The organism is Bacillus sp. LL01 (assembly GCF_001037965.1).
Window position 1 is genome coordinate 614,706 of record NZ_LFEL01000001.1, and the last position, 25,402, is coordinate 640,107.

A 25,402-nucleotide genomic window follows, 5' to 3' on the forward strand; every position below is an offset into this window, starting at 1 on the left:
ATGAAACTCAATCCGAAAAATTGTGAACATATTCCGAAGTATTATGAAAAGTTATAACAAGAAAAGCTACGGCAACCATACATTGCACGCAAAAATTGCTCGCATTTTCAAGGAGTCTCCGCCTTTTGCTCCAATTCACAACTAGAATTCTTAAGTGAGTTTGGTTAATGGCTACTTAAGTCACTTTTAGCTTTTTAGTAGAGAGGATTATCGTTCTTCTAACGGTGAATGAAATTACCTAGTTGATTGAAGTGGCTGGCGCGCAGACTCCAGCAGGAGAAAGGGACAGGTAAGACCCCGACGGAGTGAAGAGGCTTACGGACCGCTCGCAGGAAAGCGAAGCCCCTGAAACGGAAATCAACCAGATACTATACTTACTTTTAAAATAAAACAGGAACAAGCACGAGGTGCATTGTCCCTGTCTCTCTACACTATTGTTCAGACACTTCAAGAGGGAACATTCCTGCTTCCTTTAACGGATCCAAATCTTCATCATCCATCGACATTTCAATAAAAATACCATCTTCATCTACTTCAAATATTTCAGCTAATTGTGCGGATGATTCCTCAAATCTTTCTAACAGCGATAGATAACATGCCCGGTTATATAACAGCTGGGCATCTTCCGGATCTATTTCTAGCGCCTTATCCACCATTTTCAGTGCGGCAAGGAATTCGTCATTCAACCTTAAAGCTATACTGGCTTCATTCATTATCTGAATGTCTTCTGGAGCAATTTCTAATGCTTTCCATATCGTTTCTTTCGCTTCTAAAAAGCGATTGGTTTCTCTGTAAAGTAGGGCCAGCTGGTAGTAAGCAGCCGGATCATCGGGTTCGGACTCGATCACTTGGCTAAAGGATGATTCTGCTTCCCCGAGATTTCCTTGTAACTTGAGTACATATCCATACTGCAACAGATACATCGAAGATTCTTCTTCTGCCAGACACTTTTCAACCATCTCTTGCGCTTGGAGCAGATATTGATGATGTTTTTTCTCAGGTGCTTCTTCCAAATACTCAAGTATGGTAGAAGTTAGTTGGTAAGCGACATCATGATCCCAGTGATGTTTCAGGAATTTTTCATACGTTTTGATGGCATCCGTTTTCATATCGAGCTGTAGATAGACATCTGCCAGCCAGAAGACCGCTGTTACATTCTCCCTGTCATGCTTGAGCGCATTTTCGTAAAGACTGATCAGCACGCCAAAGTCCACACTTGCTTTGCCAAAGCTTTTTAGCTTCTTGAACCAGTTTGTTTTGGTAAGGTCGTACTCTTCCTTTTTCCTTCTTTCCAGAAGCACTTTGTCATAGGCAGCTGCTGTGTACATACTGACTTTACTAGTTTGATGATCAGAAAGCTTTAACCGGTTTACTACTTTTTCTAGGGTTAGCATAGATCCGGCTCTTGCATGGATATCTACAAAAAGGTCATACAGATTGCGGTCTTCCATGTCCTTACATATTAATGGAAGAATCGCTTTCTTGGCATCTGCAAAATTCCTCTTATTTATCATAATTTTTATCTGATGCATAAGGAGTGGTGTCTCCTCAGGTTCTAAGGCAAGGGCTTTTGACACAAGCTCCTCCTCTTTTCCCTGGTCACCTAACTTCCCATACACATACCCAAGGCTGTCATATACAAAAGAAGCATTTCTTTCATTGAGTAAATTTTCTAATTCCTCCTTCAGTTCAACCAATTCTTTTTCCTTTAATAGGGAGACAAAATACTCAATATTTATCGTATAAGGATTAAGATCAAATGCCTTACGGATGTGAAAAAGCTCTTGAACTTTATGGTTCAGACGTTGACAGATATCAGCAATGTTGATATGGGCTTGAACGTGAGTTGGGTCAAGCTCGATTACCTTTTTGTAATATTTTCTGGCTTCCTTATCTTCCCCGAGTTTAACAAATATCTCCCCTAACCGATAAAGAGGAAGAATCTCGTATGCCTTGGACAGCCCCATCTCATAACACTCTTTTGCTTGATACCACAATCCGCTACTTTCGTACAGACATCCCATATAAGTTGAATAGAGGTGGTTTTCCGGATCTTCTTCGTGTTTGGCCTGGAGGAATTCGATTCCTCTTTCATTATAAGGAGTTTCTTCAATCAGATTGACATACAGTTCCAATGCGTCTTCGATATTTGCAGGAGTATGGTTGATACCCTTTTCAAGAAAAGCCAGTGCCTGTTCCAGATGACCAGAGGATGCATCCATTTCAAGTCCGGCTTCCCACATATATTTCCCCGCATTCACTAAATACTCACTGTCGTCCTCGAACCTCTCATAATGCTCATTCAGCCAATTGTACGCGTCACTGAATTTGCCTTCTTCTTTTAAAAGATGACCAAGATTTACCCATCCTGCCGGATCCTCTGGGTATTTCTCTGTTGTACGTAAGTATAGTAATCTCGCTTTCTCATACTCTTTCTGGCGCTCATAGTAGTCACCAAATTCCAGTAGGAGGAGAATAGCTTCCTCCGATTCTTTTAACCCATTCTGTAAAAGGGGCTCCACCTTCTCTGGTTGCATAAAGACAAATTCGTAAAGATGCGAAAGTTCACGATACGGGGCGGCTATTTCTGGATCTAAGGAAATGGCTATCCTGAATCCTCTTTCTGCATGACGGTACCGTTCCAGTTCTTTGTCACATCTTGCTCTTTCAAACCATGCATGCCCATGCGCTTTTACTTCCTTTAAGACCGAACTGAATTGTTCTTTTGCCTCTATAAATAACTTATTATCAAACAAAATCATTCCGTGGTTTATTCTGGTGAATGTATCCAAATCATTAATATCCATGGCAATCGACGAATAACTCAGAGCCAGTTCATCCAACCCTTGGAAGGAAGTCGAAAGGGCAAGATAGGACCACAAAACAAAATCATCCGCTTCAAATGTGATTCCTGTTTTGAGACATCTTGCTGCTTCTTCATGTTCGTTCTTCTCGTAGTGGATCCTTCCTTTTAAATACCAGTAGGCAGATTGATAATAATGAGATTTTACTTGTTCAAGATATTCCTCCGCTTTGCTCCATCTTTTAACACGGACATAAGCCATCGCAATGATAAGGTACTTATACTCCTTTTCAAAATCGGACTGTTCCACTGCGGCTGCAGCTTGTGCGAGCAGTTCTTCCTCATCATGTTTGGCAAGGAATTTCAAGAAACTTGCAGCAACGATAATGTCTGTTATATTATCGCGGATAAAGATTTTATCCTCTTCCTCAAATTCGTCATTACAGTTTTCTCCAAGCAACTGTATTTTAGCTGCAACCTCATGTTCCTTTTCATCCAGGAAATGGAGAGAAGCAGCCTGTTGTGATGGAACGACCGCAATTGCTAACGCATGACTATTACTAAATTCATCATGAAACTTCTCATATTCCACATAGATGACATCGGTCAAGTTGGGATCCTGGATAAGTAGGCACTGCAAATTATCGTCATAACCGACAACCACCTGCACATGGGAGGATGTAGGATACTCCAAACTCATGATGACAGAAACATCGGATTGTAGTAGCTGCTTGATCAATTCAACATTGCTATAGAAATATCTGCTATAGAATCCCTTGTGCTCTAGAAAGGTGATTGCCTTTGATATACTTGAACCTGTCACCGTAAAAATGGACTCTGCCACTTCCTCTTGAGGAACATGAAGGTCATACATGCTAAATACCATCTCAAGACTCGCAGGTACACAGTAGTTGCTCTTTTGGATGGTAGGTTTGTAATCCTTAATAAAAATGGATTCTCTTTTGATTGTTTCCGGCAGATGTTTAAAGTGGGTCTGATTAGCTATTACTTCTTTCTTTTGCAAAAAATCCTGTAAGGCTGAAATATTATGTTCATGGTAATAGCTCTCTGCAACCCACAAGCTGTTGACCGTCTGATAGCTATGAAAAGGCGTAATCTCCTGAAATGCGATAACCGTTTCCCTCAGTTCAGGCCACTCTTTCGTTTTATAATGGTATCTCAGTTTCTCCATATGCACTCTTGGAAAATCAGGGTATTGAAGTGTCGCTTGATCGATATAAGCTTTCGCTTCCTGCCAATTCCCCTGGAGCATATAATGTCTGATCAGCATTCCATAAGCATAGACTCCGTCCTTCTTATCGTGTAATCCTTCAAGGAGAAACTTTACACCTTCGTCCCATTCCCCTTTTTGAAGATAGTAATAGCCCCAGCGGGTTTGCATGGAATTGGAAGTCAATTCCTCACACCTTTTCATATAATCATAGGCGGCTCGGAAACGTCTCATCCGCATGCAGGCAATAGCAAGGTTATATGCGATTTTTTCTTCTTCCTTCTTCGTGATTTCCTCCTGTAACAACGTTAACAGCAAGTCCTCCGCTTCAATGAACTCTCCCTGGTCCATCAGCTCCTCACAAAACCAGATGGTGGAAGAAACCGTCTTTTTTCTACGATAATTGGCTCTTATCAATATTCCTGAAACATCATCCATCATAGCAACGTCCATCACCTGTAAGATGGGCCTCAAATCATCATCAGATAGTGCTAGGACCTCCCTGAAAGCAGAAAGTATTGGTTTTTTCGTGAAATCAGTATAAGCATCTATAAAAAGTTGTAACGCAGCTTGATAATTAGCTTCTTTCAGTAAATGTGACAACTGTTTGGTTTTCATCATGAACTTCTCCTCAGATTCAATTCAAAATTTTTACATAACTAAATTAAATATACGACGTTTTTTTTAAATTTACCATCTATTTTTCGTAGGTGAAAAGAACAGTAAATGAAAATAAAAAGCTGCCCATACAGGCAACCTTTCTCCCTAGTTTTATCCACTTTTATTGAAAGTTCCTTTTCCCATCTGAGAATTTTTAACTCTATATACAGAAGAGATATATTGAATCCGATCTGACCTCATTATATCTAGAGGTGTTACATCACCTGTGACCAAATCCTCCACTAGATCTATCCCTAGATGCTGAAAGGCCTTGTCAATTATTTCAGAACAAATGTAACGGTCCTGCTCATGGATAATGATATTCCAGCGAAAATAACGTTTGATACATAATGATATCAATCGCCACCAATCATACCCTATGGAAGTGGAAACTTTTTTATGTAAAAAATGAAGGAGTTCTTTTTGTTGATCAGGCGTCAAGTTCACTTTCAGTCTGTATAGATCGTACTCTTTATAAGGATTCTTCAAAATTTCCATTTTACGATACAGATCCACTTCACATATATGCTCTTCATCCACAGCAATGGTCACATGGGTGTAATCAGATTTAAGAAAAAAACGTATAAAAGGGCTGAAATTACAATTCCCCTTAACAAAAAGCAAATCACCGACTTCCATTTTCAGCTCCACCCCATTAACTATAAAATTAGGTAAAATATCCCTATACTAATTTTCCCTCATTATATAACAAACGTCATGGGTTTTTTACTTAAAATTCAAATTTTTCTTAAAAGAGAACAATTAGTTGTTCTAAATAGAGATAAGGTTGGTTCCCGTCCTGATTTGCCTTATAATGAATTTACTAGAAAGGCTCTTTTCTCATAAATTGTTGTTTTCCACTAGTGAAAAGTCGGCAAGTTTACGAAAACAGCCACAAAATTAAAGGAGAAATTACATAATGGATAAAAAAGAAATGGAACAAGCAATCATACAAAACTATCAAAAAGAAGAAAATATGATGATATTAGTATTTGCACAGTGGTGTATCAATCATAACTTGGATCCATTTACGCTTTATACGAAGGCATATCCCCACCAGGCAAACAACCCTACGCTTGCTCAAGCTCTGGAGCTTACAGTGTCAAAGGAAGAGGCCGGGGATATTTCATATGATACAGTTTTAGGAGTTCTTTCTATGTTTGGTAATGACGATCTGGCATTTGTTGTGTCCGAGGAGATGGAAAAGGTTAAGGGGAAATAAGTAAACTATCTATCTGTTAAACTCCTGAAGATTTCCTTTTCGTGGGTTCTCTCATCCTAAGGGCGGTGCTTAAGCCTCCTTAATTGGCCTGAGAGTTCTTAAGTCTACCGCTATCCCCCTCCTGCTCTGCAATCAACAGGGGGGATCGTTATTTTCATAGGATATCTTTTCAAAGATTGTTGCAGTGCTACTTATTTTGCACATAGGGAGTGGGTGGGAATCAATCACTTCTCAACTTTCTAGCCTCATAAACTTATAATTATGACCCTATTTCCATATTCAATCATTTTTTCTTTCTAATCCCCCCACTCAAGTCGTTATTCTCATCAGTATAGGTGCTTATTTCAACCATTAATTGAGGTGAATCCCCCCATTTATCACATCAATTCCCCCATCATCATCAGAATCCCCCCAAAGAACAGATTATTCCCCCCATAACAGAGTGGAATTAAACCAGTAAACAAGATATTCCCCCCATAAGTCAATATATTCCCCCCACCACTTTTATTTTCAAAAAAACAGCGTACACAGTTTGATTGCTTCTTACGCCGTTTTTTTATTTTTCTCGTGTTTGGCAACCACGTTTCCTCTGCTGGCCCAGATAATCAAAGGCAATAACAGAAGGGATAGTAGTCCACCACCTATGGAAAGCATGGCATAACTCGTCTGGGCAACTATCATTCCTGACATCATGCCACCAGTGGCACCTGACAAGGCTACCAGCACATCCATGGAGCCCTGGACCTTTGCACGTGTGGCAGGTGTTGTGGCATCCACGATTGTTGCAGTCCCACTTATTAAACCAAAATTCCAGCCCATCCCAAGTAAGGCCAAAGCCAAAATCAGAACAAATAAATTGTCACCAGGAGCTATGGCAGCGACGATTCCAGCAAGCAGTAACGTTACACCTGCTGATGATGCCATTGCCGTTCGGCCGACCTTATCTACCAGCACTCCTGTAATTAATGACGGTAGATACATGGCCCCGATATGAATCCCAATTACAAGCCCGATTGCGTCCAGTCCATGTCCGTGGTGCCCCATATGAATGGGTGTCATGGTCATGATTGCAACCATTACCATCTGAGTCAGAACCATTACAGATGCACCAACGATAATTCCACGGTTATTTTTTGAAGGAATTATATTTTGGATATCCTCTGTATTTACAGGGGTCACTATATCCAATGCTTTAGATACCAATAAAGGATCCGGTTTCATGAAGACAAGTAAGATCAATCCCGCTATTATAAAAGCAGCCGCTCCCAAAATAAAAGGACCAGCTAGTGAAGGAACGCCTATTGAAACCGCGAAATTCCCCGTCACTCCGACTAGATTCGGACCTGCTACTGCCCCAATTGTAGTAGAAACTAGTGCAATACTGATTGCCTTTCCGCGCTGTTTGGCAGATGCCAAATCTGTTCCGGCATATCTTGCTTGAAGATTGGATGCCGTCCCAGCTCCATAAAATAGTAGTGAAAAGAACAGCAGCCACACATTATTGGTTACAGCTGCAAGCACTACCCCTAAAGCGCTGATTCCACCTGTTAAAAAGCCACCGGCCAAACCGACCCGTCGCCCAAATCTTTGCGACATTCGACCAACCAAATAAGCTGCACCAGCTGAACCTAGTGTCAATAAGGCTACAGGAACACCAGAATAAGCATCAGTACCAAGCATGTCTTGAGCAAGCAGTGCACCAACCGTGATTCCTGCTGCAAGTCCGGCCCCTCCAAAAACTTGGGATAGAACGACAATGATGAGTGTTCGTCGATATAATTGCTGTAGTTTTTCAGGGGAATATACTACTTTTTCCGTTGTACTTGTTTTTTGTGACATATCTTTATTCCGCCTTCCGGTAGCAACTCATAAATATACACCCTATTTTAGCATGCAGACCCCCATTTGACTTATTGTTTTTAACATATATTTTTCCATCCTGTCATAAAGAATTAAAAGAACTTACTAAGGGGTTGAACTTCATGCGTTCAGAGTATAGACGTTGGTCCCAATACCCATATCAAGGGGAACAAGCCCCACCAATCGGAAATCCTAATGCTGGTTATTGGCCGATGTTTTTCATAAGACGCGAGAGCGGGAACAGATTCTTGGATCCCTTTGGCAAGGAAATAACATGGCAGATAAAAGATCCTTTATCCATTGACTGGAATAGAGAGTTGGATATTGTAGAACAAACGATGAGGTTCTTAACGCCACAACAGATCCAAAGTGCTCAATACTGGGCTACAGGAGAAATTGCGGAAAGATTTTCTACTATGCTTTATGACTGGGTTGCTCAATATCCAATGGGATCCCCGAATTGTGCCCGCATGCAGGGGTTTTTTCACGCCACTATGAACGATGTTTTCGTCGTTTCCTGGTACCTGAAGTACCTATGGGACGTAGCCCGTCCTAACCAATACGGCAGAAATATTAGAAAGATCATGGACACACCACGTTTTCCTGCATACCCTTCCGCTCACGCCTGTTTGGCTGGGGCTGCGCAAGAAATTATGACTTATTATTTTCCACAGGAACAAGCAACGATCAAGGCTACAACGGATGCTTGCGCCCAGTCCCGTTTGTATGCAGGTGTACATTTTAAAGTGGATAATGATGAAGGATTAAGGCTTGGCAGGCAAATCGGCAGGATGGTGGTGGAGGTGTTAAGGGAGCAGGATGTAAAGCAATAACCCTTTCTTTTGGGGTTTGGTATAAAATATATCTATTAAACCATACGACTTAGTTAATTCACTACTCTCCTAACATAAGAAAATGAAACTTTCCAAATCTATTCTACGTATATTATCTAAGACAAGAAAAAATTACGGGAGCAGATAATGAATAGAAAACTGACTATGAGAAGCTTAATGAATTTATTGGGAGTTATGATCTTTCTCGGCATGATTATCATGGCCATGACAAATCCTATGACAATAGACCCTAATTTAGGATTTCATCAATATGAAGGGGCTATTATGACACAAAAGAAACTTTTTAAGTTTTCTATTTTTCTACTAATCTCCGTCTTCATCTATTTCTTATTGGTTTATCTATACTTTCTCGGGCCAAAAAGAAGAGCGCTATTTTTTACCATACTTTCGATTTTGGCAATTGCTGCACCGGTGGTAGCCATCATTTTAGAAAGGTGATTTCATCAAAAATCACCTTTTTATTTAATAATCCTATTTTCCACATTACAGAAAACCCTAAATTGCTCTCGGCTAATTAATCCAAGTTCTTGTTTTTAGATTCAAAAATCTCAGGTACCTCATCTACTCCCCTTAACCAAATCTTCTCTTTACCTTCTAAACCTTCTTTTATCAACACATTATTACTTGCTTCATCTTTTCGAACCCAAGTAACATATTGCTGAATAGCCTGAGGGCTCCTATCATATTCCTCATTCGCCGGAAAAGTTATCTGCCGTTGCTCCCCTGAAATAATGTTAATGACATATAGACTCGTGTGCATCGTTGGAACTGGTCCCTCATCCCATTCTTTATTTTCAACAGCCCTGGCCACAATCACTTCGTTTTCTGAGAACCAATCAAGATCCAGGTCCACATAACCTTTTGGAGTGTATTCCTTCTGTTGGCTAGAAATGGGGATGTCGGCAATCTTCGTTTTCTTGTCAGTGACAAGAAACCTTCCTTCACCCGATATGTAGGCAAGCTTATTTTCTTTTGGTGCCCACTTAAACCAATCACTATACCATAGCATGTTTCCTATCACTTGGAATTGATCGCCTTTGGATGAGAGGACACAAAGTGTGTTACTGTCGTTAGCCCAAGATGCAGTGGGAATGGCCAAAAAACTTAACCACCTATTATCCTCACTCCATTTGAAATAATTTGCATCAATAGCAAATAAATCTTTATCCGTTTCAATGGTATAGAACGGCTTGACCTTGCTTCCGTCAAGTTTTGCATCTATCGGAACTTTGAATAAAGGAATCGGTCCCCAACCGGTAGGAAGCAGGTCGGCCTGGGAAGATACAATAAATCCCTCCCCGCTCGGCATCCAAACAAAGTCGCTTACACCAAGTACGACATTTTCAAATCCCATCGGTAGTCCATTCATTATTTTCGTCACATTTAAGATACCTCTTGAATTATAGGCAATCTGATTAGAAATCGGAGACCATTGAAAATCTCTTGTTTCTATGGTTTCATAAGGCTGGTAGTTTTTTTGCGTTTGTGTATCATAGACCCACAAGTTGGATTTTTCACCGTTTTCGTCTGAGTCTATATAGGCAATGAAACGGCCGTCTCGGGACCATTTTGGTGAGCGAACGTATTGATCAGTGGTTAATTGTTGCTCTTTATTTCCCTCCAGCATCCAAAGTTGTTTATCTCTGATGAATGCGGCTTTGAGCGGGGAGTCTGTATTTGCAAGAGCTATAGGTGTATGTATGAGGCAATAGGTTATGAATAACAATAAAACTCTAAGAACCATTTGGACATCCCTCCTGTTGGTAGGATATCCTTATTTATGCGTTTCTATTTCTTATGTGGGGGGTGCAGTGAGTAGAGATGAATTCTTTTTCAAAATAGCTTTTTCCATGTTTAAAATACTCTCCATTGTTTCATTCTTCCCACAAAAAATAGTTGAAATGAGCATCCCTTTTTCAGATGGTGGACGTAAGATCAATCTTCCTGTTTCATTATTCAATTGTTTGATACAATACTTTTTGATATAGATTTTATTAATCTTTCAATTGTGTTTATCACCAACTGCGGTTCATCATTTTGTATATAATGGGTACTATTTTGTGCATTTACAAATTGACCATTGGTTGAAAACCTTAGAATCTCCTCTTGCATCCTATGCCATAAAAGTTGAGATTCCTTAGTGTAATGTTCCTTTCTTCCTGCAGACATCACAATAGTAGGTGTATCCAAAACTTTGTTACTTATTTTCAGCTGTTCTAAACTCTCCATGAACTCTCTGTAGTTGCCTTCATAATTGAACTGTTTATTGTAGGCTTCCTGGAATTCTTCAGACATGGTGGTAAGAAATCGTTCCCGATATTCTTCTGGAGTAGAGTCTATCAGTACTAGTCCAACTACCTCCTGAGGGTACAGGTTGGAGTATAACCGCATGTTCACTCCTCCAAATGAGTGTCCTACAAGAATATACGGTGCCTTAATATTCCTATTCTTCAAGAGTTCTCTTAATTCTTCTACCATAAATATGCTGGTTCTCGGATTAGGGCTTTTTTCACTTCTTCCTAATCCTGCCCTGTCATATAGAAAGACCTGGGTGAATTTTGAGATTGCAGGATAGATAGATTCCCAAGCCTTCGAATTATCTCCATACCCCGCATCCATGATAATAGTGGGTATTCCATTCTTATCTCCATATGTTTCATGATACAAATGGAAACCGTTTAAACTGCTGCTTGATTCTTCTTGATTATTCATCTTTACTATCCCCTTATTTCCTCTAATGTCTTCAATAACTGATAATCTACTTTATCTACACAATGTACTCCCTACTTTACAAAACTAATAGTCTGCTTTTGCTTCTTTATATTTATTTCTGGTTTATGGATTTCCACAAGTTTGATCACATCTAGGACTAACAGTTCCATTCTTTCGAGACTTTCCTCAGGGTTTCCTTTTAAAACATTGTTCATTCTAGGGAGGAAATCAATTGGTTTTACATGCAACTGCTCTGTCTTATATGGCATCCACTTGAACGAAGGATGATGCACATATATGGAGTTCAACCCAAATAAAACTCCCATTAGTTTCTTTTGCACGTCACAAATAATCTCATAATACATTAGCCAATCCTGACGTCTTAGAAGAGCCTGACGGTTATTCCACCTACTGCCGAACTCAAGATTCTCTGAAATCATTTTAACGGCAAGTTCGTTTGGATAGTTTACCACGCCGTTTTTAAATGCATGAATTATTCTTTCGCCATGTAAAGCAATACCATCATGTATAGAAGAAACCAGGCATTGCTTATCATAACAAGGGTTATATTTGACCACTACATCATTTACAGTACGATTGATGGTAGAGGAAAGAAAATTACTGATTTCCATTTTGATTCCTTCACCTGTTAAATAAGATTCAGACCATTCTTCGTCTTCATAAGGATGAAAGGTTAAAATTTCCCCTTTTACAGAAAGAATAGGTCCCCTTCTTTCCCAGTCCATCGGCGGTTCCTTCCAGAATAGATGCAATTCTATATCTGAAAACTCATCCTCCCATCCCTGTGCTACCGAGCCCGCAAGGAGGATTGCTTCAATTTTCGTATTTTCCTTATAGATTGCTGTCATTTCAATTGCTTTTTCTTTCAAGTTCATTTTTTCTCCACCCATAAATTCTATTTTTCATAAGACTGATCTCTTACCACGACCGTCACAGGTTTAAAATTAATTAATACATTAGATGCATCTAAGTTTTGAAAACGCCGATCCCATTTTGTTTCATCTATACCAAGATATTTCGAAATTATTTTATATGCTATATCCGGATCAAAACGTTCTACAGTCCCCGTGCCCCGGAATCCTGCATGTAGAACTTTACCTGTAGTGGAATCAAAATCGACAATACCAATCGCACACTTTGGGTTGTGCTGAATTCTTTTTGGGAAAGTATCTGAGGCAGTTCCGATTATCCATAGTTCGTTGTTGCCCCAGTGGAACCAAACTGGAGAATCTTTTGGTGTATCATCCTGAACGGTTGCCAAATGAGCAAAAAGTGGTTTATTAAGCATTTCATCCAACTCAAAGCTTCTATTTTTATCCCGGATAATTTTCAATGTAAACCTCCTCCTTTCAATTTATCAATAGTCCTCCAGATGCTGCTCTTCTATGATGTTAATGTTGCGTTTATTTTCAACATATCGGAGAATATGTTCCCTGATATTCGGATATAGTATTACTTGATCTAATTCAGATAGTGAAATCCATTTCACTCCCGTCTGATTTGGATCAGGGTTTTCCGGCAACTTAGCTGTACAGCCTTCTTTTATTTTGCATTCAAAAATTAATCCCAATGAGTGCGTTTCTCCATACTTATTGTTGTTTATGTGTGGCGCGTATTCATATACAAATGCTAAAGGTCCCACTTTCACATCAATGGACGCTTCCTCTAACGCTTCTCTTTTTACAGCTTCCAGTACTGTTTCCCCTGGCTCCGTTCCGCCAGCCGGCAAGTTATAATGCAAGCCATTCTCGTACTTGAATTCAATCAAAAGAATGGATTCGTCCTGTACGATCATTGCGCCAGCTCTTACTCTAATATGATATGACATGTATGTACCCCACCTTATTGCGTTTTACTTTAAGTCGCTTGGAATGGTTGCTTTGCTTGTTCTATGTATGATCCACGAAACAATCGTTGTGCTATCCCGGACGTCTTTTGATTGGATATCCTCCAGTACTCTCTTAACTCCTATAGAGCAAGTCGCACCCTGAAAATTATGGAAAATTTCTTTTGCATCACTATAGGACGTATTCGGACATTCCACCAGCCCGTCCGTTGTCATCAATATCTGGTTTTCACCTGTTCGCAGTTCCTTCACACCAGTGCTATAACAAGGAACGTCCTTGTTGAATGTGCTTTCCTTACCGACCCACTCATAAAAGCTGCGATGGTTCTGTTGATATTCGCACAACCTCTCAAGTTCCGGATGATGTAGAAACAATAGGCAGTCCCCCACCGAAAACCACCATAAATACTTATCTATTCTAAAAGCCAATAAGCAAGCTGTTTCCCCCTGGACTCTCTCACATTCCCGTTTGAAGCTTTCGCTTTGAAAGATCTCTAGGACAAGGGCATTCAGCTTTGCGAATAAACTTTTTACCGGTAATTGCATGATGGCTAGAAACCTTGACTCATTCTTTTCCAAGATTGATAGGACAAGTTCCGCGCTTTCCGCTGTATAATGTGCGTCTAGTATTGCTACAAACTCCCAATCACTTTTTTCGTCACACCAAATCAGACACCCATCTTCGTTTTTATATTGTCCTGCTGAGGAATTTCCACCGAAACGACCCAGAACAATTTTATTACCTACCTCAATTACACTAATTTCGTCCACATAATCTTTATTACTTCCTACCCAGCTTATTTTGTTAAACACCCTTGTCTTCCTCTCCTAATTGTGCCAAATATTTAGTTGGAAGTTCTATCTCATTCAATCCTTTTTCAGAGAAAACTTTATATGCTTTTGCGTTTGGCCTTGAGCTGACAATATGCTTCAGTTTATTATTCACATAATGGATGCCAACACCATCATCGGTTGCTATACCAGGAAGGATTTTGTCGTCTGCGACCATTTCTTGATACGATGGCCTTCTATCCTTTTCCCCGTCATAATGTGGGCAGTTGCTGCCTTCTAGAAGTCCGAGACACTCAATCGGTTCCAACTCATCTCCAAAAGAGTCTGTCACCCCTTCTTGAAACCAGCATATGGATCCTGCGCTAATACCTGCCAATAAAACACCTTGATCATATGCATTTTTGAGAACAGTATCAAGCCCCCATTCTCTCCAAAGTGTTAATAGATTCCGAGTGTTTCCTCCACCGACATAGATGATATCTTTTTCCAATATGAATTTTTTCAAATCCCTAGTAGGTGGGTTAAAAAGAGAAAGATGGGAAGGATTACAGTCCTGTTTTTCAAAAAATTGATAAAACCTTTCAATATAGTTGTCCGCGTCACCGCTGGCAGTTGGGATAAAGCATATTTTCGGGGTGGTTTTACCTGATTGTTTAAGGATATAGGTATCTAACAATGGATTTTCGGGCTCCATGGAAAACCCTCCTCCACCAAGTGCGATGATTTGTTTCATATATTAATCTCCTTTTTCATTTAGGTTCTCATTCTATAAAAACAAATGTTTTAGGTAGGTATATAAAATTATTACGAAGCTAATATCCATATTGTACCATAGCGAAAAAGAAGAATATTAATAATTCCGAAATATCCTGTTGCAATTAAGTTAGCAAGCAAAAACACCGAAGCTAATCCGGTGTTATAAGATTTTCATTAAATTTTATACTAAGTTTATCAATAAGGGATTTATTTGATGTGGGATATTTGTGCCATTGTGATGTTAGAAAGATAATTGGTTTAGAATCTTTTTCAGTTTTCAAGTAAAACACCCTCAGTTTGAGGGTGTTTGGCATGAACTTTCAGAATAATACAAGATCAAGTTGACATAGTGTTTTATAAGGATTTCTTATTTCCTAATCAGTTTACATGCTTCAACAAAGGGGCGGAGTGTCTTGAATAGGAATAAACATAAACACTTAATTATTTTTTTGGGTATTTGCTTATTAGTAATGCTTGTTGTTAATATTGTTCGTCACGTCCGGATTTATGTTGTTTATAGTTCGGGTGTGGGTCCATTCTTTCTAGGAGGACTAATAATATTGGTTATAGTTGTTCTTTATTTAAGAAAATAAAAATATGGTTCCAGATATAAAAAACAGGAAGGATAACTGCTCCCTCCTGTTACCTTAAAAACTGAATCTCTTAAAAAGCCTCCAATCTCACATGCTCATCCACAATCAAAGTTGGCTCCGTCGTGTTCTGGATATCCTCCACTGTATAGCCGCTTGCAACCTCCACAAGCTTCAAGCCCCGTTCTGTTACATCCATAACTGCACGGTCTGTTATGATTCTATCCACCACACCTTTACCGGTCAGGGGTAGTGTACATTCTTTCAAAATTTTAGCTTCTCCAGCTTTGTTGACGTGATCCATGATGACAATGATACGCTCTGCACCATGTACAAGATCCATCGCGCCACCCATGCCTTTGATCATTTTCCCTGGGATCATCCAGTTGGCAAGGTCGCCGTTTTCACTTACTTCCATGCCGCCCAAGATTGCGATGTTTACATGACCGCCACGAATCATTGCGAATGATTCGGCGCTGTCAAAGTAGGCTGCTCCGGGGATGGCTGTTACAGTTTCTTTTCCTGCATTAATCAAGTCTGCGTCCACATTCTCTTTTGTCGGGTATGGCCCGATGCCTAAAAGGCCGTTTTCTGATTGCAGAACTACCTGTTTGTTATCGGATATGTAATTCGCCACAAGGGTGGGCATTCCGATTCCAAGGTTCACATAGTAGCCATTCTCGATTTCTTTTTCTGCTCTTTTCGCTATTTTTTCACGATTATTGATGGTTGTCATCGTTTGTTCCCCTCCTTGCTAGTCTCTTGTGGTAACGCGTTCAATTTTCTTTTCCTGTTGTCCGACGATCAGGCGTTGGACATAAATACTTGGTGTTTGAATCAAGTTTGGTTCCAAGTCACCGATCTCCACCAGCTCTTCCACTTCCGCAATGGTCACTTTACCTGCCGCAGCAATCATTGGATTAAAGTTGCGAGCCGTTTTGTTGTAGATGAGGTTCCCCATTTTGTCTGCTTTCGTTGCTCTGACTAAACTGAAGTCAGCACTGTATGCCTCTTCAAGCAAATATTCTTTTCCATTGAATTCACGGACTTCCTTGCCTTCTGCTATTGGCGTCCCTACTCCAGCTGGTGTGTAGAACGCAGGAATTCCCGCTCCTCCTGCTCTGATTTTCTCAGCTAGCGTCCCTTGTGGAGTCAGTTCGACTTCAAGCTCACCAGATAATACCTGGCGCTCAAATTCTTTATTTTCTCCAACATAGGAGCCTATCATTTTCTTAATCTGTTTGTTTTTCAATAAGAGTCCAAGGCCCCATTCATCTACGCCGCAATTGTTTGAGATGACTGTCAAGTCTTTGACGCCTGTTTCCACAAGCGCAAGGATCAAATTCTCTGGAATTCCGCATAACCCGAATCCGCCAACCATAATTGTTGCCCCATCATGGATGTCTTTTACCGCTTCTGTAAAGGATGTATAAACTTGTTTCATCTTAAGTTGCACCTCTCTCTTTATATGTTTTCCACTATGGTAGCGACACCTTGTCCGCCGCCGATACATAATGTTGCAAGACCTTTTTTCGCTTCACGACGTTTCATTTCATGAATAAGCGTTACTAAGATTCTAGTTCCACTTGCACCAATCGGGTGACCAAGTGCGATGGCACCACCATTAACATTTAGTTTTTCAGGTTCGAACTGCAATTCCCTGCCGACTGCAAGTGCTTGAGCTGCGAAGGCCTCATTTGCTTCAATAAGGTCCATCTCTTCCATGGACTGGCCGCCTTTTTCCATCGCTTTTTTCACAGCTGTAACAGGTCCGATTCCCATGATGCTTGGATCTACTCCACTGCTGGCATTTGCCACAATCCTCACAAGAGGCATGATGCCAAGCTCATCCGCTTTTTCCTTGCTCATTACCACTACCGCTGCAGCTCCATCGTTAATCCCAGAAGCGTTACCAGCTGTTACAGAACCATCCTTTTTAAAAGCAGGACGTAATCCGCCTAGCTTTTCAGCTGTGGTTCCTTTTCTAGGATATTCATCCGTATCTATCGTCAGAATTTCTTTTTTCTTTTTCACTTCCACAGGAACAATCTCATCTTTGAATTTGCCGTCTTCGATTGCCTGGACAGCTTTTTGTTGGCTGTTTGCCGCGAACTCATCTTGTTCTTCACGGGTTAATTCATATTTCGAGCAGAGATTTTCTGCTGTTACTCCCATATGGTAGTCATTGAAGGAACAAGTCAGTCCGTCCGCCACCATGCTGTCCACTACCTTCTGGTCACCCATACGTAATCCGTCACGTGCGCCTTTTAGCAGGTATGGTGCCTGGGACATGTTTTCCATGCCACCTGCTACTACAATGTCAGCATCTCCAGCAAGAATGGCTTGTGTTGCAAGATGTACTGCCTTCAACCCTGATCCACAAACTTTATTAATTGTCATGGACGACACTTCCTGTGGAAGACCTGCCGCCATCGCCGCCTGTCTTGCAGGATTCTGACCAAGACCCGCCTGAAGTACATTCCCCATAATCACTTCATCAACACTATCTGGTGCAAGCCCGGCTTTTGCGAGCGCTTCTTTTATTACTACTGATCCCAATTGTGGAGCGGAAACATCTTTAAATACCCCACCAAAATTTCCTATCGCTGTTCTGACAGCGCTTACAATGACTACTTCTTTATTCGACATAATTTCCTCTCCTCTCGCCTGATAATTTCTAGATTCATGTCGAAAATCCTTCTTTTTTTATAAAATTTCTATAATTCTTGCTTTTATCTATCCATATTCACTAATATTAGGGGTAGGGGAAAATTTTTCGCTAAGGGGGAATAAGACCATGAATTTACCATCCAAAGCAACCATTATCGAAGTTGGTCCGCGTGATGGATTACAGAACTTGAAAACGTTCGTGCCAACAGAAGCAAAGATTGATTTTATAAAAGAATTGAAGAAAGCCGGAATTCCGGAGATGGAGCTCACCTCCTTTGTGTCACCAAAGTGGGTGCCGCAAATGTCGGATGCGGCTACCATCATCGAAAGCTGTAATGATACAAACACACGGAATTTTGTCTTGGTACCGAACCAAAAAGGCATAGGAAGATTACGTAGCACCTCCTGTAAGAATGCAGCTGTTTTTGTAGGAGTGAGCGATACGTTCAATAAGAAGAATATCAATAAGACAACCGAGGAAAGCATGGTAGAATTGGAGCCCTTGGTAAAGGACCTGAAAGACCAGGGATATTTTGTGAGAGCATGTATATCTACTTCTTTTTATTGTCCATATGAAGGGAAAATCGCTATAGAAGATGTCTTGGCATTATGTAAGCGCTTTGCCGAATTTGGAGTGGACGAGTTAAGCGTTGCAGATACGGTTGGGATGGCAAACCCTAAAGAATCCTACGAACTTTTCTCTGTTTTACAAGAGGAACTTGTAGATGTTATGATAACAGCCCATTTCCATAACACGCGCGGAATGGCTCTGGCAAACATCTTTGCTGCCCTGCAAGCAGGTGTGGACCGTTTTGATACGTCTGCTGGTGGACTTGGAGGATGCCCGTTTGCACCGGGAGCATCCGGAAATGTGGCAACAGAAGACGTCGTTTATATGCTTGAACAGATGGGAATTGAAACAGGTATCAACCTTAAGCGTGTAGTGAGAGCATTGGAGAACCTCTTGCCACATTTGGATAAGCAATACGAAAGCCAATACTATAAGCTTGTTCAAGGAGACGGATCTCCTGTCCCTCCCCGTGCATAAATCTTTGCTTCCTAACTCACATTAACAAGTGAGAATAAGGAAGGGAGATACATACATGTCAAAGCATAATAAGCAAGGTCCGAGTCAAAAGGGACAGCCTAACGCTGAGAACGTGAAGCAAGTTGTTTCTGCAGAAGAAGTGGAACGTGCTAGCCATCCGACAAAACGCCAGAATTCGGAGCAATAAACAATATTATTGATGGAAACTGCAGTGTTGCAGTTTCTTTCTTTTGGAGATTCATCCTGTATGAAGCCCGGCAACTTGGAATTAACCTAGACATTTTCCTCATTGAACCCCTATGAACCCCGGTAACTTGGAATTAGCCCAGACATGTCCTCATAGACTCGCTTTGAACCCCGGCAACTCACAATAGTTACCAACATTGTCCTCATTCCTTTCTATCAACTCCTAGGTGCGAATAGCATGACACTCACCCCGACCAAACAGATACCAGCTCCAAACCAGTCATAAAAATCAGGGGTCTTTCTATCCACGCCCCAACCCCACAGTACGGAAAGAATTATGAACACCCCTCCATATGCAGCATATACCCTACCAAATGAAGGGAAACTTTGAAATGTTGCCAAGACCCCATATAACGCAAGAGCAAGTGCACCAGCCAATCCCAAGTAAGCTGATTTCCCTTCCCTTAGCCAAAGCCAAATTAAATAGCCACCCCCTATTTCAGCTATTCCAGCCATAATAAATAGAGCAAACGCATGAACCAAAATAAACACTCCCTAATAATAATTTCAATTCTACCAAACACAACTCCAAATGAGGTCTAAACCAATGTATCCAAACATATTTTGTAAAAAGCGTTATAAGAGCGAACTCCTATAACCCATTCTATATGAAACAGGTGAGATCTCTATGTATTTCGTTTATTTTATGGAAAACAAGAACGTTGTATTAAGTCAGTACCGGAAAGAGTTTCCGAATGTGGATGAGGAATTAAGGATAAAGGGAAGAAAAGGGAAAGTCTTAAGTGTGACTCATGTTGATGACCGACATATTAATGTTCATGTTGCCTTGGAGAAAGTAGTAAAAAAGGGATTTGTGGACTTATCAAAAAAGAAGAAGAACTAGTTAAGGGAAAGAGGTGCTCAATTGAAGAACCTCTTTTTTTTTCTATTTGACCGAAGCACCTCCCGAACCTAGCGTTCTGTCTAAAATAAAGTCTCTTTCTACCTCATCTCCCTATACCAACGGGGAATGACCTCCCTAAAATAATCATGATCCCTCAAAACATCCATGGCATATCGGGACAATAGTTCATACTGCTCTTCTCCCATTTTCTTTCCCCACACGAATGATGACACCACATGCATGGCACTATATAGAGCAAATAGCTCCCAAAACTCCTGACTAATTTTCTCTCCTCCATTATATCCATCAAGGGCACCAATGGAAAAAGGAACACATACCTTTATCCCAAAGAAGCCAAGTTTTTGTAAATCATGAAGGGGATCTCCCCAGTCCATCCTCTGAAAATCAATAAACCCGACGAATTCCTTCCCATCTACAATAAGATTGCATGGGTGAAAATCATCATGTTGGAATCTGTTAGGGCGGCCATCCATTAAATACTCATTTGACTTTATGTAACTTATAAGTTTACTGATTATCCCCTTATCTATATCTTCAAGCTGTTTTAATTCTTCTATGTATCTGTCACTTTTTCTTTTCTTATGTATGTTCCATGGTTCGGCTCCTTGAGGAGCAGGATAATCATGTAATTTTTTTAATTCCTTCCCCGCTTGAAACCCAACAAGATACTGCTCCCTTTCTGTCAAACTGCTTAACGCCTCTTCCCCATCTTTACCTGGAAGATATTTCAAAACCATATAAGCCAACCCTAAGGATTCCTGTACACCAAATACAATTGCTTCAGGTACAAAATCTGAGAGTGAGGATAACATAGTAATTGTTTCAAATTCTTTCCTTCTATGATTTGCATCTTCTAAAGGAAAAAGACGGATAAGGTACTTATCATCAATTACGAACTTCTGATCGTTGGAAAACCCCTTGGTAAGCTGCTGTACACTGTTTGCTTCTCTCATAAACGGAATTCCTTGCCTAATAACTTTAACCAATTAACCACATCCCCTTTACTAACGACGTATGGACATTATATTATCGCTCATAACTCTATTTCAGTCCATGAGATTTTTTAAAGTATTGCCACTACAATGAGGACAACAAACAAGATAATAATGAAAACTCCTGTAACCCTCCAACTCACAGCTCCTACAAGATCAACGAAGCTACCGACCATCCCCCGAGTCAAACCGTCGTTAAATGCTCCACCGGGATTCTTTTTCCACTCCTTTTGTCTCAATCTTTCCCTCTTCCGCTCAGCACTTTCTTTTTCTCCCACTTTGAAAACCTCCTTATAATGTCCAATAATCCTTTAATACTTATGTTATAATAAAATGAATGTTCTGAAATTAAAACCAGTTAAAAGAGGTGTTTAAACATTGGCTGCTCTACTTACTTTATTAGGTGATATTTTCGCTGCGATTGCTACTTCCTTTACACGCAACAAAGAAAAAGAAGGAGAAAAAATGATCCCCCTTTATTCCTTCTCCCATTCTAAATCCTGCTCCAACTCTTTAATCGTCTTTAGGTGATTCTTGTCGCTCACTATTTTATAATAATCATCAATATACTCTTTTCCTACTGTAATCTGGATGTTGCCTGTTTCAATCATATTATCCTTTGGCTGGGATACGAGCAAATTAAGCACATACTCCGCTCCACCCGGCTCCATGTTGAGTTCCCTTTTTAACTTAAGATCTGACAAGTCTTGCAATATCTCTCGAATCGTCTTCTCTTCTTCAATCAGAATTCTTTTCTTAAATGAATAGGTACTTCCCTCAAATTCAAGCTTCCTAATTTCCAAATGCCGTATCTCACTATCTTCATGAACTTCTTTAAGCAAGGCAGCATCTGATGTAGTGGAAATCATTTGGTTATACAGATAGTATCCTCCTACTAGGATAACCAAAGCTACAGATAATGGTCCGAATCGGCTATTGCGAAGTAACAGCTTAACAGCACCTACCAGTAATACTCCAAAGACAACTAAACTAATTAGAAACTTTATGGTTAGAACACTGTCAACCATCCAACCCCCCCTTGATATTTCATTTTCTATTAATCTATAACAATTTTAACATAAAATTACATACTTTATTTTCACTAATGCGTTTGTTCTGATATTGCCTTCTTGATTTTATGGGGGTAAAATTAGACCTAATTAACCTAACAAGGAAAGTGATTATGATGGGAAGACTTCTATACATAATAATAGCTATCTTATTTCTTTCCTTTCCTTCTTTGGGTTATGGAGAAGTTGCACACTCTTTTCCATTATCAAGGGATACCATATCAACTCATAATGACATGCAGATTGAACCGGCAGTACAGGCTTCTGGTACAAATGGCTGGCAGAAGAAGAAGGACTTTACTTTTCAATCGTCACCCTCCATTTCAATAGACATTCATCATTTTCCATACAAGCATTCTATAAGACAAGATATCATAGCAAGGGCCCACCTATTCCTTACCCCATATTTTTATCAAGGTGGCTATCTCTCCTCTACTGTGATTTAGAGACTAAGTTGACACTAAATCCCAGAAAAGAGGAAGAATGATGAACCAGAAAACCGAGCTCCAAAAATCCTTGGAAACTTACGGGTTTTTAATTGCTATGACAGGATTGTTTCTTACTTCGATTGTAATTGCATCCATAATAACCAACCAAAATATATTTTCGATGTTACCGGAATTTTCTTGGGACATGGTAAATAGATGGGACGAGATAATTAATCGGTAAAAATAAAGAAAGTCGACTCGTTTGAGGGATAAACTCCCCATACAAGTCGACTTTTTTATCTATGCTGATCAATTAAAATGGGATTGCCATCTGGGTCTTCTATTGTGAGGCTGGCCGGTCCCTTATTTGATTCATCTGCCTCTGTTATAATTTTGATTCCTTTTTCCTTAAGATTCTTTTGAAGAATCCTGACATCTGTAAATTCATCTAAGCTCTCTGCATTTTGATTCCATCCTGGATTAAATGTCAAAATATTATTCTCAAACATTCCTTGGAAAAGCCCGATAACACAACTTTCATTCTTCATAATCAACCAATTTTGGCTGATTTCTCCTCCAAATACTTCAAAACCAAGACACTCATAGAATTCTTTTGATTTATGGATGTCTTTAACCGTTAAACTGACTGAAAATGCGCCTAGTTTCATCGTTCCTCCTCCTGGATAGGATTTCCTAACCGTAGTAAAGTTTTCTCCCTCTAATTATACCAACAACTTAGAAAGAGAAAGTAGAGAATTTTCATTCTTTTTATTTTATACTATTTCATAGGGGGAGATATAAGTGAAGCTTACATATGAAATATTACCAATTGATAGGTTAGAAACTTGTAAAGAGATCTGCAATGAGTTAATGGTATATCAGAAATCAATGGCATATATTACGCCTGAACGCTTTGATAACATGACATATGAAACGCGGTTGATTCCTTCCGTAGAAAAAGCTCTACACAATTATATAGTGGTAGTTAAAGACGAGGAAAAGATTATTGGCTATGTCTATTCAAACATATCTCCAAAAGAGAGCTATTCGTCTGCATTTGCCACTTTTTTTGACATGAATACCGTTGAGAACACGCTTGTAGGATGCTTGTCTCAATTCTACATTAAAGATGATTATCGTCAATACGGAATTGGTTCAAAGTTGTTTTCGATGTCGATGGATTGGCTCCAGAGTTTCGATCAAGTGAAAGATTATTTTATATTCGTTTCAAACGGGAATGAACAGGCACTGGAGTTTTATAAACGAAAAGGCTTTTTTGTAAGTCATGATATCTTGGAAGGATTTATAACGGTTTTAAGAAACAAAAAGGTGGCAGTATGATGAATAGTAATTTCAGTGAAGAGACTGGAACAAAAGCATTAACCGCAAAAAGTACCCAAATGGTCTATGTTTGCTAAAAGAAATGAAAAAACAGGAGTAGCAACTAATCGGGCTACTCTTGTTCCTTAAAGTCCTTCTGATCTACATTAAATTCAATCAAATTATTGGAGGGATCCATACAAAAGATTTGCGCAAAACCGCTTTTGCTTTGAGGTTTTTGCACTATTTCAATACCTTTACTTTGAAGGAATTCCACTGTTTGATAATAGTCCTCTACTCTGATGGCAAAATGACCATCTCTACTGTCGATATTATTTTCACCTCTCAAGGTTTCTGCCTGTTTATTTTGAATTAAATGAAGCTGCGAATTTCCCACCTGATACCATGCTCCAGGAAAATCAAAGTCTGGTCTTTTTAACTCAGGAAACCCAAGAAGTGTTCCGTAGAAGTGTTTTGCTTCTTTCACATCATTTACTGCAAGGCTTATATGATGCAATTCCGAAATAATCATCTTGATTACACGCCCTTTCTAAAGTAATTTAGCACTAGTATATCATTAGTTTTCTGAGCTTACTTTCCCTTTCCTAAAGAGAACCCTTCAAACAGCCTACCACCATGTGGTTCCAATATATCCTCCACAAAATGTATAACTTTGCACTTATCATCGATTTTATAAAATATATCAAACGCTTCCGCAAATGCTATTGCGTAGCTTTCATCAAACTCTGCTATAGAGCGAATTAGCCATTTAGACGAGCCAATCCACCTCTTATTAGTTCTTAGGAAAAATTCCGCTGCAAGTTCACCAAGGTGCCCAGCAATAAATATTGCCTCAGATCGATTTGAAGTACCAATAAAATCGTCTAGCACATCGGTAAGAAAATATCGCTTCAACTTAATGGTAGCTGCGTCCCACTTTTCTGGACCAGCATTTAATAGGGCTACTGCTTCATGTTTTATTTCATCTAAAATACCCTTGTCCTTTAAAACGGTCCCTTCTGCAATCATTCTTGGCAAACATGGTCGTGCCCTTTCACAATCGTTTTTAAGAAAGGCTTGATAGGATTCTAGGTTATGGCAAAACAGTTCTACTGGCCAACCTAACTCGACGAAGGATTCCCTGTAAGAAACGGCTAAACTACTATCAAAGACCACAATATCCAAGTCTGACGTGGGACTCTCCTGCCCACGGACCACGCTTCCCGCAAGTATCGCCCCTTCACATTCCGGAAAATAGCGTTTAATAATTTTCTCTGCGGCCTCGATTGCAGGTAATCTCTGTAATTGATTAGCTTTCATAATATAAACACCTCTTTTCCCAAAAGCATATCATAATAAAACGTTCATATTTCAAAAAATTATGCTCATCCTCCCTTCTCCCATTTCCCTTCTGGC

At 39.9% G+C, this 25,402-nt stretch carries 28 protein-coding genes; 8 read left to right on the forward strand and 20 right to left on the reverse strand.

Annotated elements, in window-relative coordinates:
• Positions 1-431: 431 nt before the first annotated feature.
• Together AB685_RS03080 and AB685_RS03085 are read right to left on the reverse strand one after the other, a co-directional pair.
• A complete protein-coding gene (locus AB685_RS03080) occupies positions 432-4,655 on the reverse strand; it encodes a tetratricopeptide repeat protein (RefSeq protein ID WP_082153477.1) in 4,224 nt (1,407 codons plus the stop codon).
• A gap of 150 nt (positions 4,656-4,805) precedes the next feature.
• The gene (locus AB685_RS03085) at positions 4,806-5,333 is read right to left on the reverse strand and encodes a hypothetical protein (RefSeq protein ID WP_047969058.1); all 528 of its coding nucleotides are present in this window, start codon (positions 5,331-5,333) and stop codon (positions 4,806-4,808) included.
• Between the two features lie 280 nt (positions 5,334-5,613).
• On the opposite strand from AB685_RS03085, the gene AB685_RS03090 reads away from it, so the two are divergent.
• Positions 5,614-5,916: a hypothetical protein gene (locus AB685_RS03090; RefSeq protein WP_047969059.1), complete on the forward strand. Its 303-nt coding sequence runs from the start codon at positions 5,614-5,616 to the stop codon at positions 5,914-5,916.
• A 543-nt stretch (positions 5,917-6,459) separates the two neighbouring features.
• Here AB685_RS03090 and AB685_RS03095 read toward each other — a convergent pair.
• Positions 6,460-7,755 carry an MFS transporter gene (locus AB685_RS03095; RefSeq protein ID WP_047969060.1) on the reverse strand — a complete coding sequence of 432 codons (1,296 nt, stop codon included), beginning with the start codon at positions 7,753-7,755 and terminating at the stop codon, positions 6,460-6,462.
• Between the two features lie 143 nt (positions 7,756-7,898).
• On the opposite strand from AB685_RS03095, the gene AB685_RS03100 reads away from it, so the two are divergent.
• Complete coding sequence (locus tag AB685_RS03100; RefSeq protein ID WP_047969061.1) at positions 7,899-8,609, forward strand: vanadium-dependent haloperoxidase; 711 nt, start codon at positions 7,899-7,901, stop codon at positions 8,607-8,609.
• A 147-nt stretch (positions 8,610-8,756) separates the two neighbouring features.
• A complete protein-coding gene (locus tag AB685_RS03105) occupies positions 8,757-9,068 on the forward strand; it encodes a hypothetical protein (RefSeq protein ID WP_047969062.1) in 312 nt (103 codons plus the stop codon).
• 76 nt (positions 9,069-9,144) lie between these two features.
• Here the strand turns inward: AB685_RS03105 and AB685_RS03110 are convergent, their stop codons facing one another.
• The 10 genes from AB685_RS03110 to AB685_RS03155 form a co-directional block, all read right to left on the reverse strand.
• On the reverse strand, positions 9,145-10,374 hold the full coding sequence (locus AB685_RS03110; protein WP_047969063.1) for a hypothetical protein: 1,230 nt from the start codon (positions 10,372-10,374) through the stop codon (positions 9,145-9,147).
• Between the two features lie 212 nt (positions 10,375-10,586).
• Positions 10,587-11,342, reverse strand: coding sequence for an alpha/beta hydrolase (locus tag AB685_RS03115; RefSeq protein ID WP_047969064.1), 756 nt, complete (start codon positions 11,340-11,342; stop codon positions 10,587-10,589).
• Positions 11,343-11,413: 71 nt separating this feature from the next.
• Positions 11,414-12,238: a DUF4037 domain-containing protein gene (locus tag AB685_RS03120; protein ID WP_047969065.1), complete on the reverse strand. Its 825-nt coding sequence runs from the start codon at positions 12,236-12,238 to the stop codon at positions 11,414-11,416.
• A gap of 20 nt (positions 12,239-12,258) precedes the next feature.
• The gene (locus tag AB685_RS03125; protein ID WP_047969066.1) at positions 12,259-12,696 is read right to left on the reverse strand and encodes a pyridoxamine 5'-phosphate oxidase family protein; all 438 of its coding nucleotides are present in this window, start codon (positions 12,694-12,696) and stop codon (positions 12,259-12,261) included.
• Positions 12,697-12,720: 24 nt separating this feature from the next.
• Positions 12,721-13,191, reverse strand: coding sequence for an NUDIX domain-containing protein (locus AB685_RS03130; protein WP_047969067.1), 471 nt, complete (start codon positions 13,189-13,191; stop codon positions 12,721-12,723).
• 24 nt (positions 13,192-13,215) lie between these two features.
• Positions 13,216-14,022, reverse strand: a complete 807-nt coding sequence (locus AB685_RS03135; RefSeq protein WP_047969068.1) for a protein phosphatase 2C domain-containing protein — start codon at positions 14,020-14,022, stop codon at positions 13,216-13,218.
• Positions 14,015-14,734, reverse strand: coding sequence for a peptidase E (locus AB685_RS03140; RefSeq protein ID WP_047969069.1), 720 nt, complete (start codon positions 14,732-14,734; stop codon positions 14,015-14,017). Before AB685_RS03140 ends, AB685_RS03135 begins: the two co-directional genes overlap by 8 nt.
• Before the next feature lie 686 nt (positions 14,735-15,420).
• Positions 15,421-16,083, reverse strand: coding sequence for a CoA transferase subunit B (locus AB685_RS03145; RefSeq protein WP_047969070.1), 663 nt, complete (start codon positions 16,081-16,083; stop codon positions 15,421-15,423).
• Positions 16,084-16,101: 18 nt separating this feature from the next.
• Positions 16,102-16,791 carry a CoA transferase subunit A gene (locus AB685_RS03150; protein WP_047969071.1) on the reverse strand — a complete coding sequence of 230 codons (690 nt, stop codon included), beginning with the start codon at positions 16,789-16,791 and terminating at the stop codon, positions 16,102-16,104.
• 20 nt (positions 16,792-16,811) lie between these two features.
• Positions 16,812-17,996 (reverse strand): acetyl-CoA C-acetyltransferase, encoded by a 1,185-nt coding sequence (locus tag AB685_RS03155; RefSeq protein ID WP_047969072.1) that lies wholly within the window; start codon positions 17,994-17,996, stop codon positions 16,812-16,814.
• Positions 17,997-18,144: 148 nt separating this feature from the next.
• On the opposite strand from AB685_RS03155, the gene AB685_RS03160 reads away from it, so the two are divergent.
• Together AB685_RS03160 and AB685_RS32325 are read left to right on the forward strand one after the other, a co-directional pair.
• Positions 18,145-19,065, forward strand: a complete 921-nt coding sequence (locus AB685_RS03160; RefSeq protein WP_047969073.1) for a hydroxymethylglutaryl-CoA lyase — start codon at positions 18,145-18,147, stop codon at positions 19,063-19,065.
• A gap of 55 nt (positions 19,066-19,120) precedes the next feature.
• Positions 19,121-19,252 (forward strand): hypothetical protein, encoded by a 132-nt coding sequence (locus AB685_RS32325; RefSeq protein WP_277814266.1) that lies wholly within the window; start codon positions 19,121-19,123, stop codon positions 19,250-19,252.
• A gap of 215 nt (positions 19,253-19,467) precedes the next feature.
• Here the strand turns inward: AB685_RS32325 and AB685_RS03165 are convergent, their stop codons facing one another.
• Entirely contained in the window at positions 19,468-19,794 is a 327-nt protein-coding gene (locus tag AB685_RS03165; RefSeq protein ID WP_047969074.1) for a YnfA family protein, read from the reverse strand.
• A gap of 163 nt (positions 19,795-19,957) precedes the next feature.
• On the opposite strand from AB685_RS03165, the gene AB685_RS03170 reads away from it, so the two are divergent.
• Positions 19,958-20,155: a hypothetical protein gene (locus AB685_RS03170; RefSeq protein ID WP_347230860.1), complete on the forward strand. Its 198-nt coding sequence runs from the start codon at positions 19,958-19,960 to the stop codon at positions 20,153-20,155.
• 98 nt (positions 20,156-20,253) lie between these two features.
• Here the strand turns inward: AB685_RS03170 and AB685_RS03175 are convergent, their stop codons facing one another.
• The 3 genes from AB685_RS03175 to AB685_RS03185 all read right to left on the reverse strand — a co-directional run bounded on the left by AB685_RS03175 (position 20,254) and on the right by AB685_RS03185 (position 22,196).
• Positions 20,254-21,162: a phosphotransferase gene (locus AB685_RS03175; protein WP_082153478.1), complete on the reverse strand. Its 909-nt coding sequence runs from the start codon at positions 21,160-21,162 to the stop codon at positions 20,254-20,256.
• 77 nt (positions 21,163-21,239) lie between these two features.
• The gene (locus AB685_RS03180) at positions 21,240-21,446 is read right to left on the reverse strand and encodes a DUF6366 family protein (protein WP_047969076.1); all 207 of its coding nucleotides are present in this window, start codon (positions 21,444-21,446) and stop codon (positions 21,240-21,242) included.
• Between the two features lie 198 nt (positions 21,447-21,644).
• Positions 21,645-22,196 carry a hypothetical protein gene (locus AB685_RS03185; protein ID WP_047969077.1) on the reverse strand — a complete coding sequence of 184 codons (552 nt, stop codon included), beginning with the start codon at positions 22,194-22,196 and terminating at the stop codon, positions 21,645-21,647.
• 110 nt (positions 22,197-22,306) lie between these two features.
• On the opposite strand from AB685_RS03185, the gene AB685_RS03190 reads away from it, so the two are divergent.
• Positions 22,307-22,684 carry a hypothetical protein gene (locus tag AB685_RS03190; protein ID WP_198530445.1) on the forward strand — a complete coding sequence of 126 codons (378 nt, stop codon included), beginning with the start codon at positions 22,307-22,309 and terminating at the stop codon, positions 22,682-22,684.
• Positions 22,685-22,962: 278 nt separating this feature from the next.
• On the opposite strand, the gene AB685_RS03200 is transcribed toward AB685_RS03190, so the two are convergent.
• The gene (locus AB685_RS03200) at positions 22,963-23,334 is read right to left on the reverse strand and encodes a VOC family protein (protein WP_047969080.1); all 372 of its coding nucleotides are present in this window, start codon (positions 23,332-23,334) and stop codon (positions 22,963-22,965) included.
• Positions 23,335-23,467: 133 nt separating this feature from the next.
• Here AB685_RS03200 and AB685_RS03205 point away from each other — a divergent pair, with 133 nt between their 5' ends.
• Positions 23,468-24,007: a GNAT family N-acetyltransferase gene (locus AB685_RS03205; protein WP_047969081.1), complete on the forward strand. Its 540-nt coding sequence runs from the start codon at positions 23,468-23,470 to the stop codon at positions 24,005-24,007.
• Positions 24,008-24,119: 112 nt separating this feature from the next.
• Here AB685_RS03205 and AB685_RS03210 read toward each other — a convergent pair whose 3' ends face one another.
• The gene (locus AB685_RS03210) at positions 24,120-24,518 is read right to left on the reverse strand and encodes a VOC family protein (RefSeq protein ID WP_047969082.1); all 399 of its coding nucleotides are present in this window, start codon (positions 24,516-24,518) and stop codon (positions 24,120-24,122) included.
• 59 nt (positions 24,519-24,577) lie between these two features.
• The gene (locus AB685_RS03215; protein ID WP_047969083.1) at positions 24,578-25,306 is read right to left on the reverse strand and encodes a nucleotidyltransferase domain-containing protein; all 729 of its coding nucleotides are present in this window, start codon (positions 25,304-25,306) and stop codon (positions 24,578-24,580) included.
• Positions 25,307-25,402: the final 96 nt, after the last annotated feature.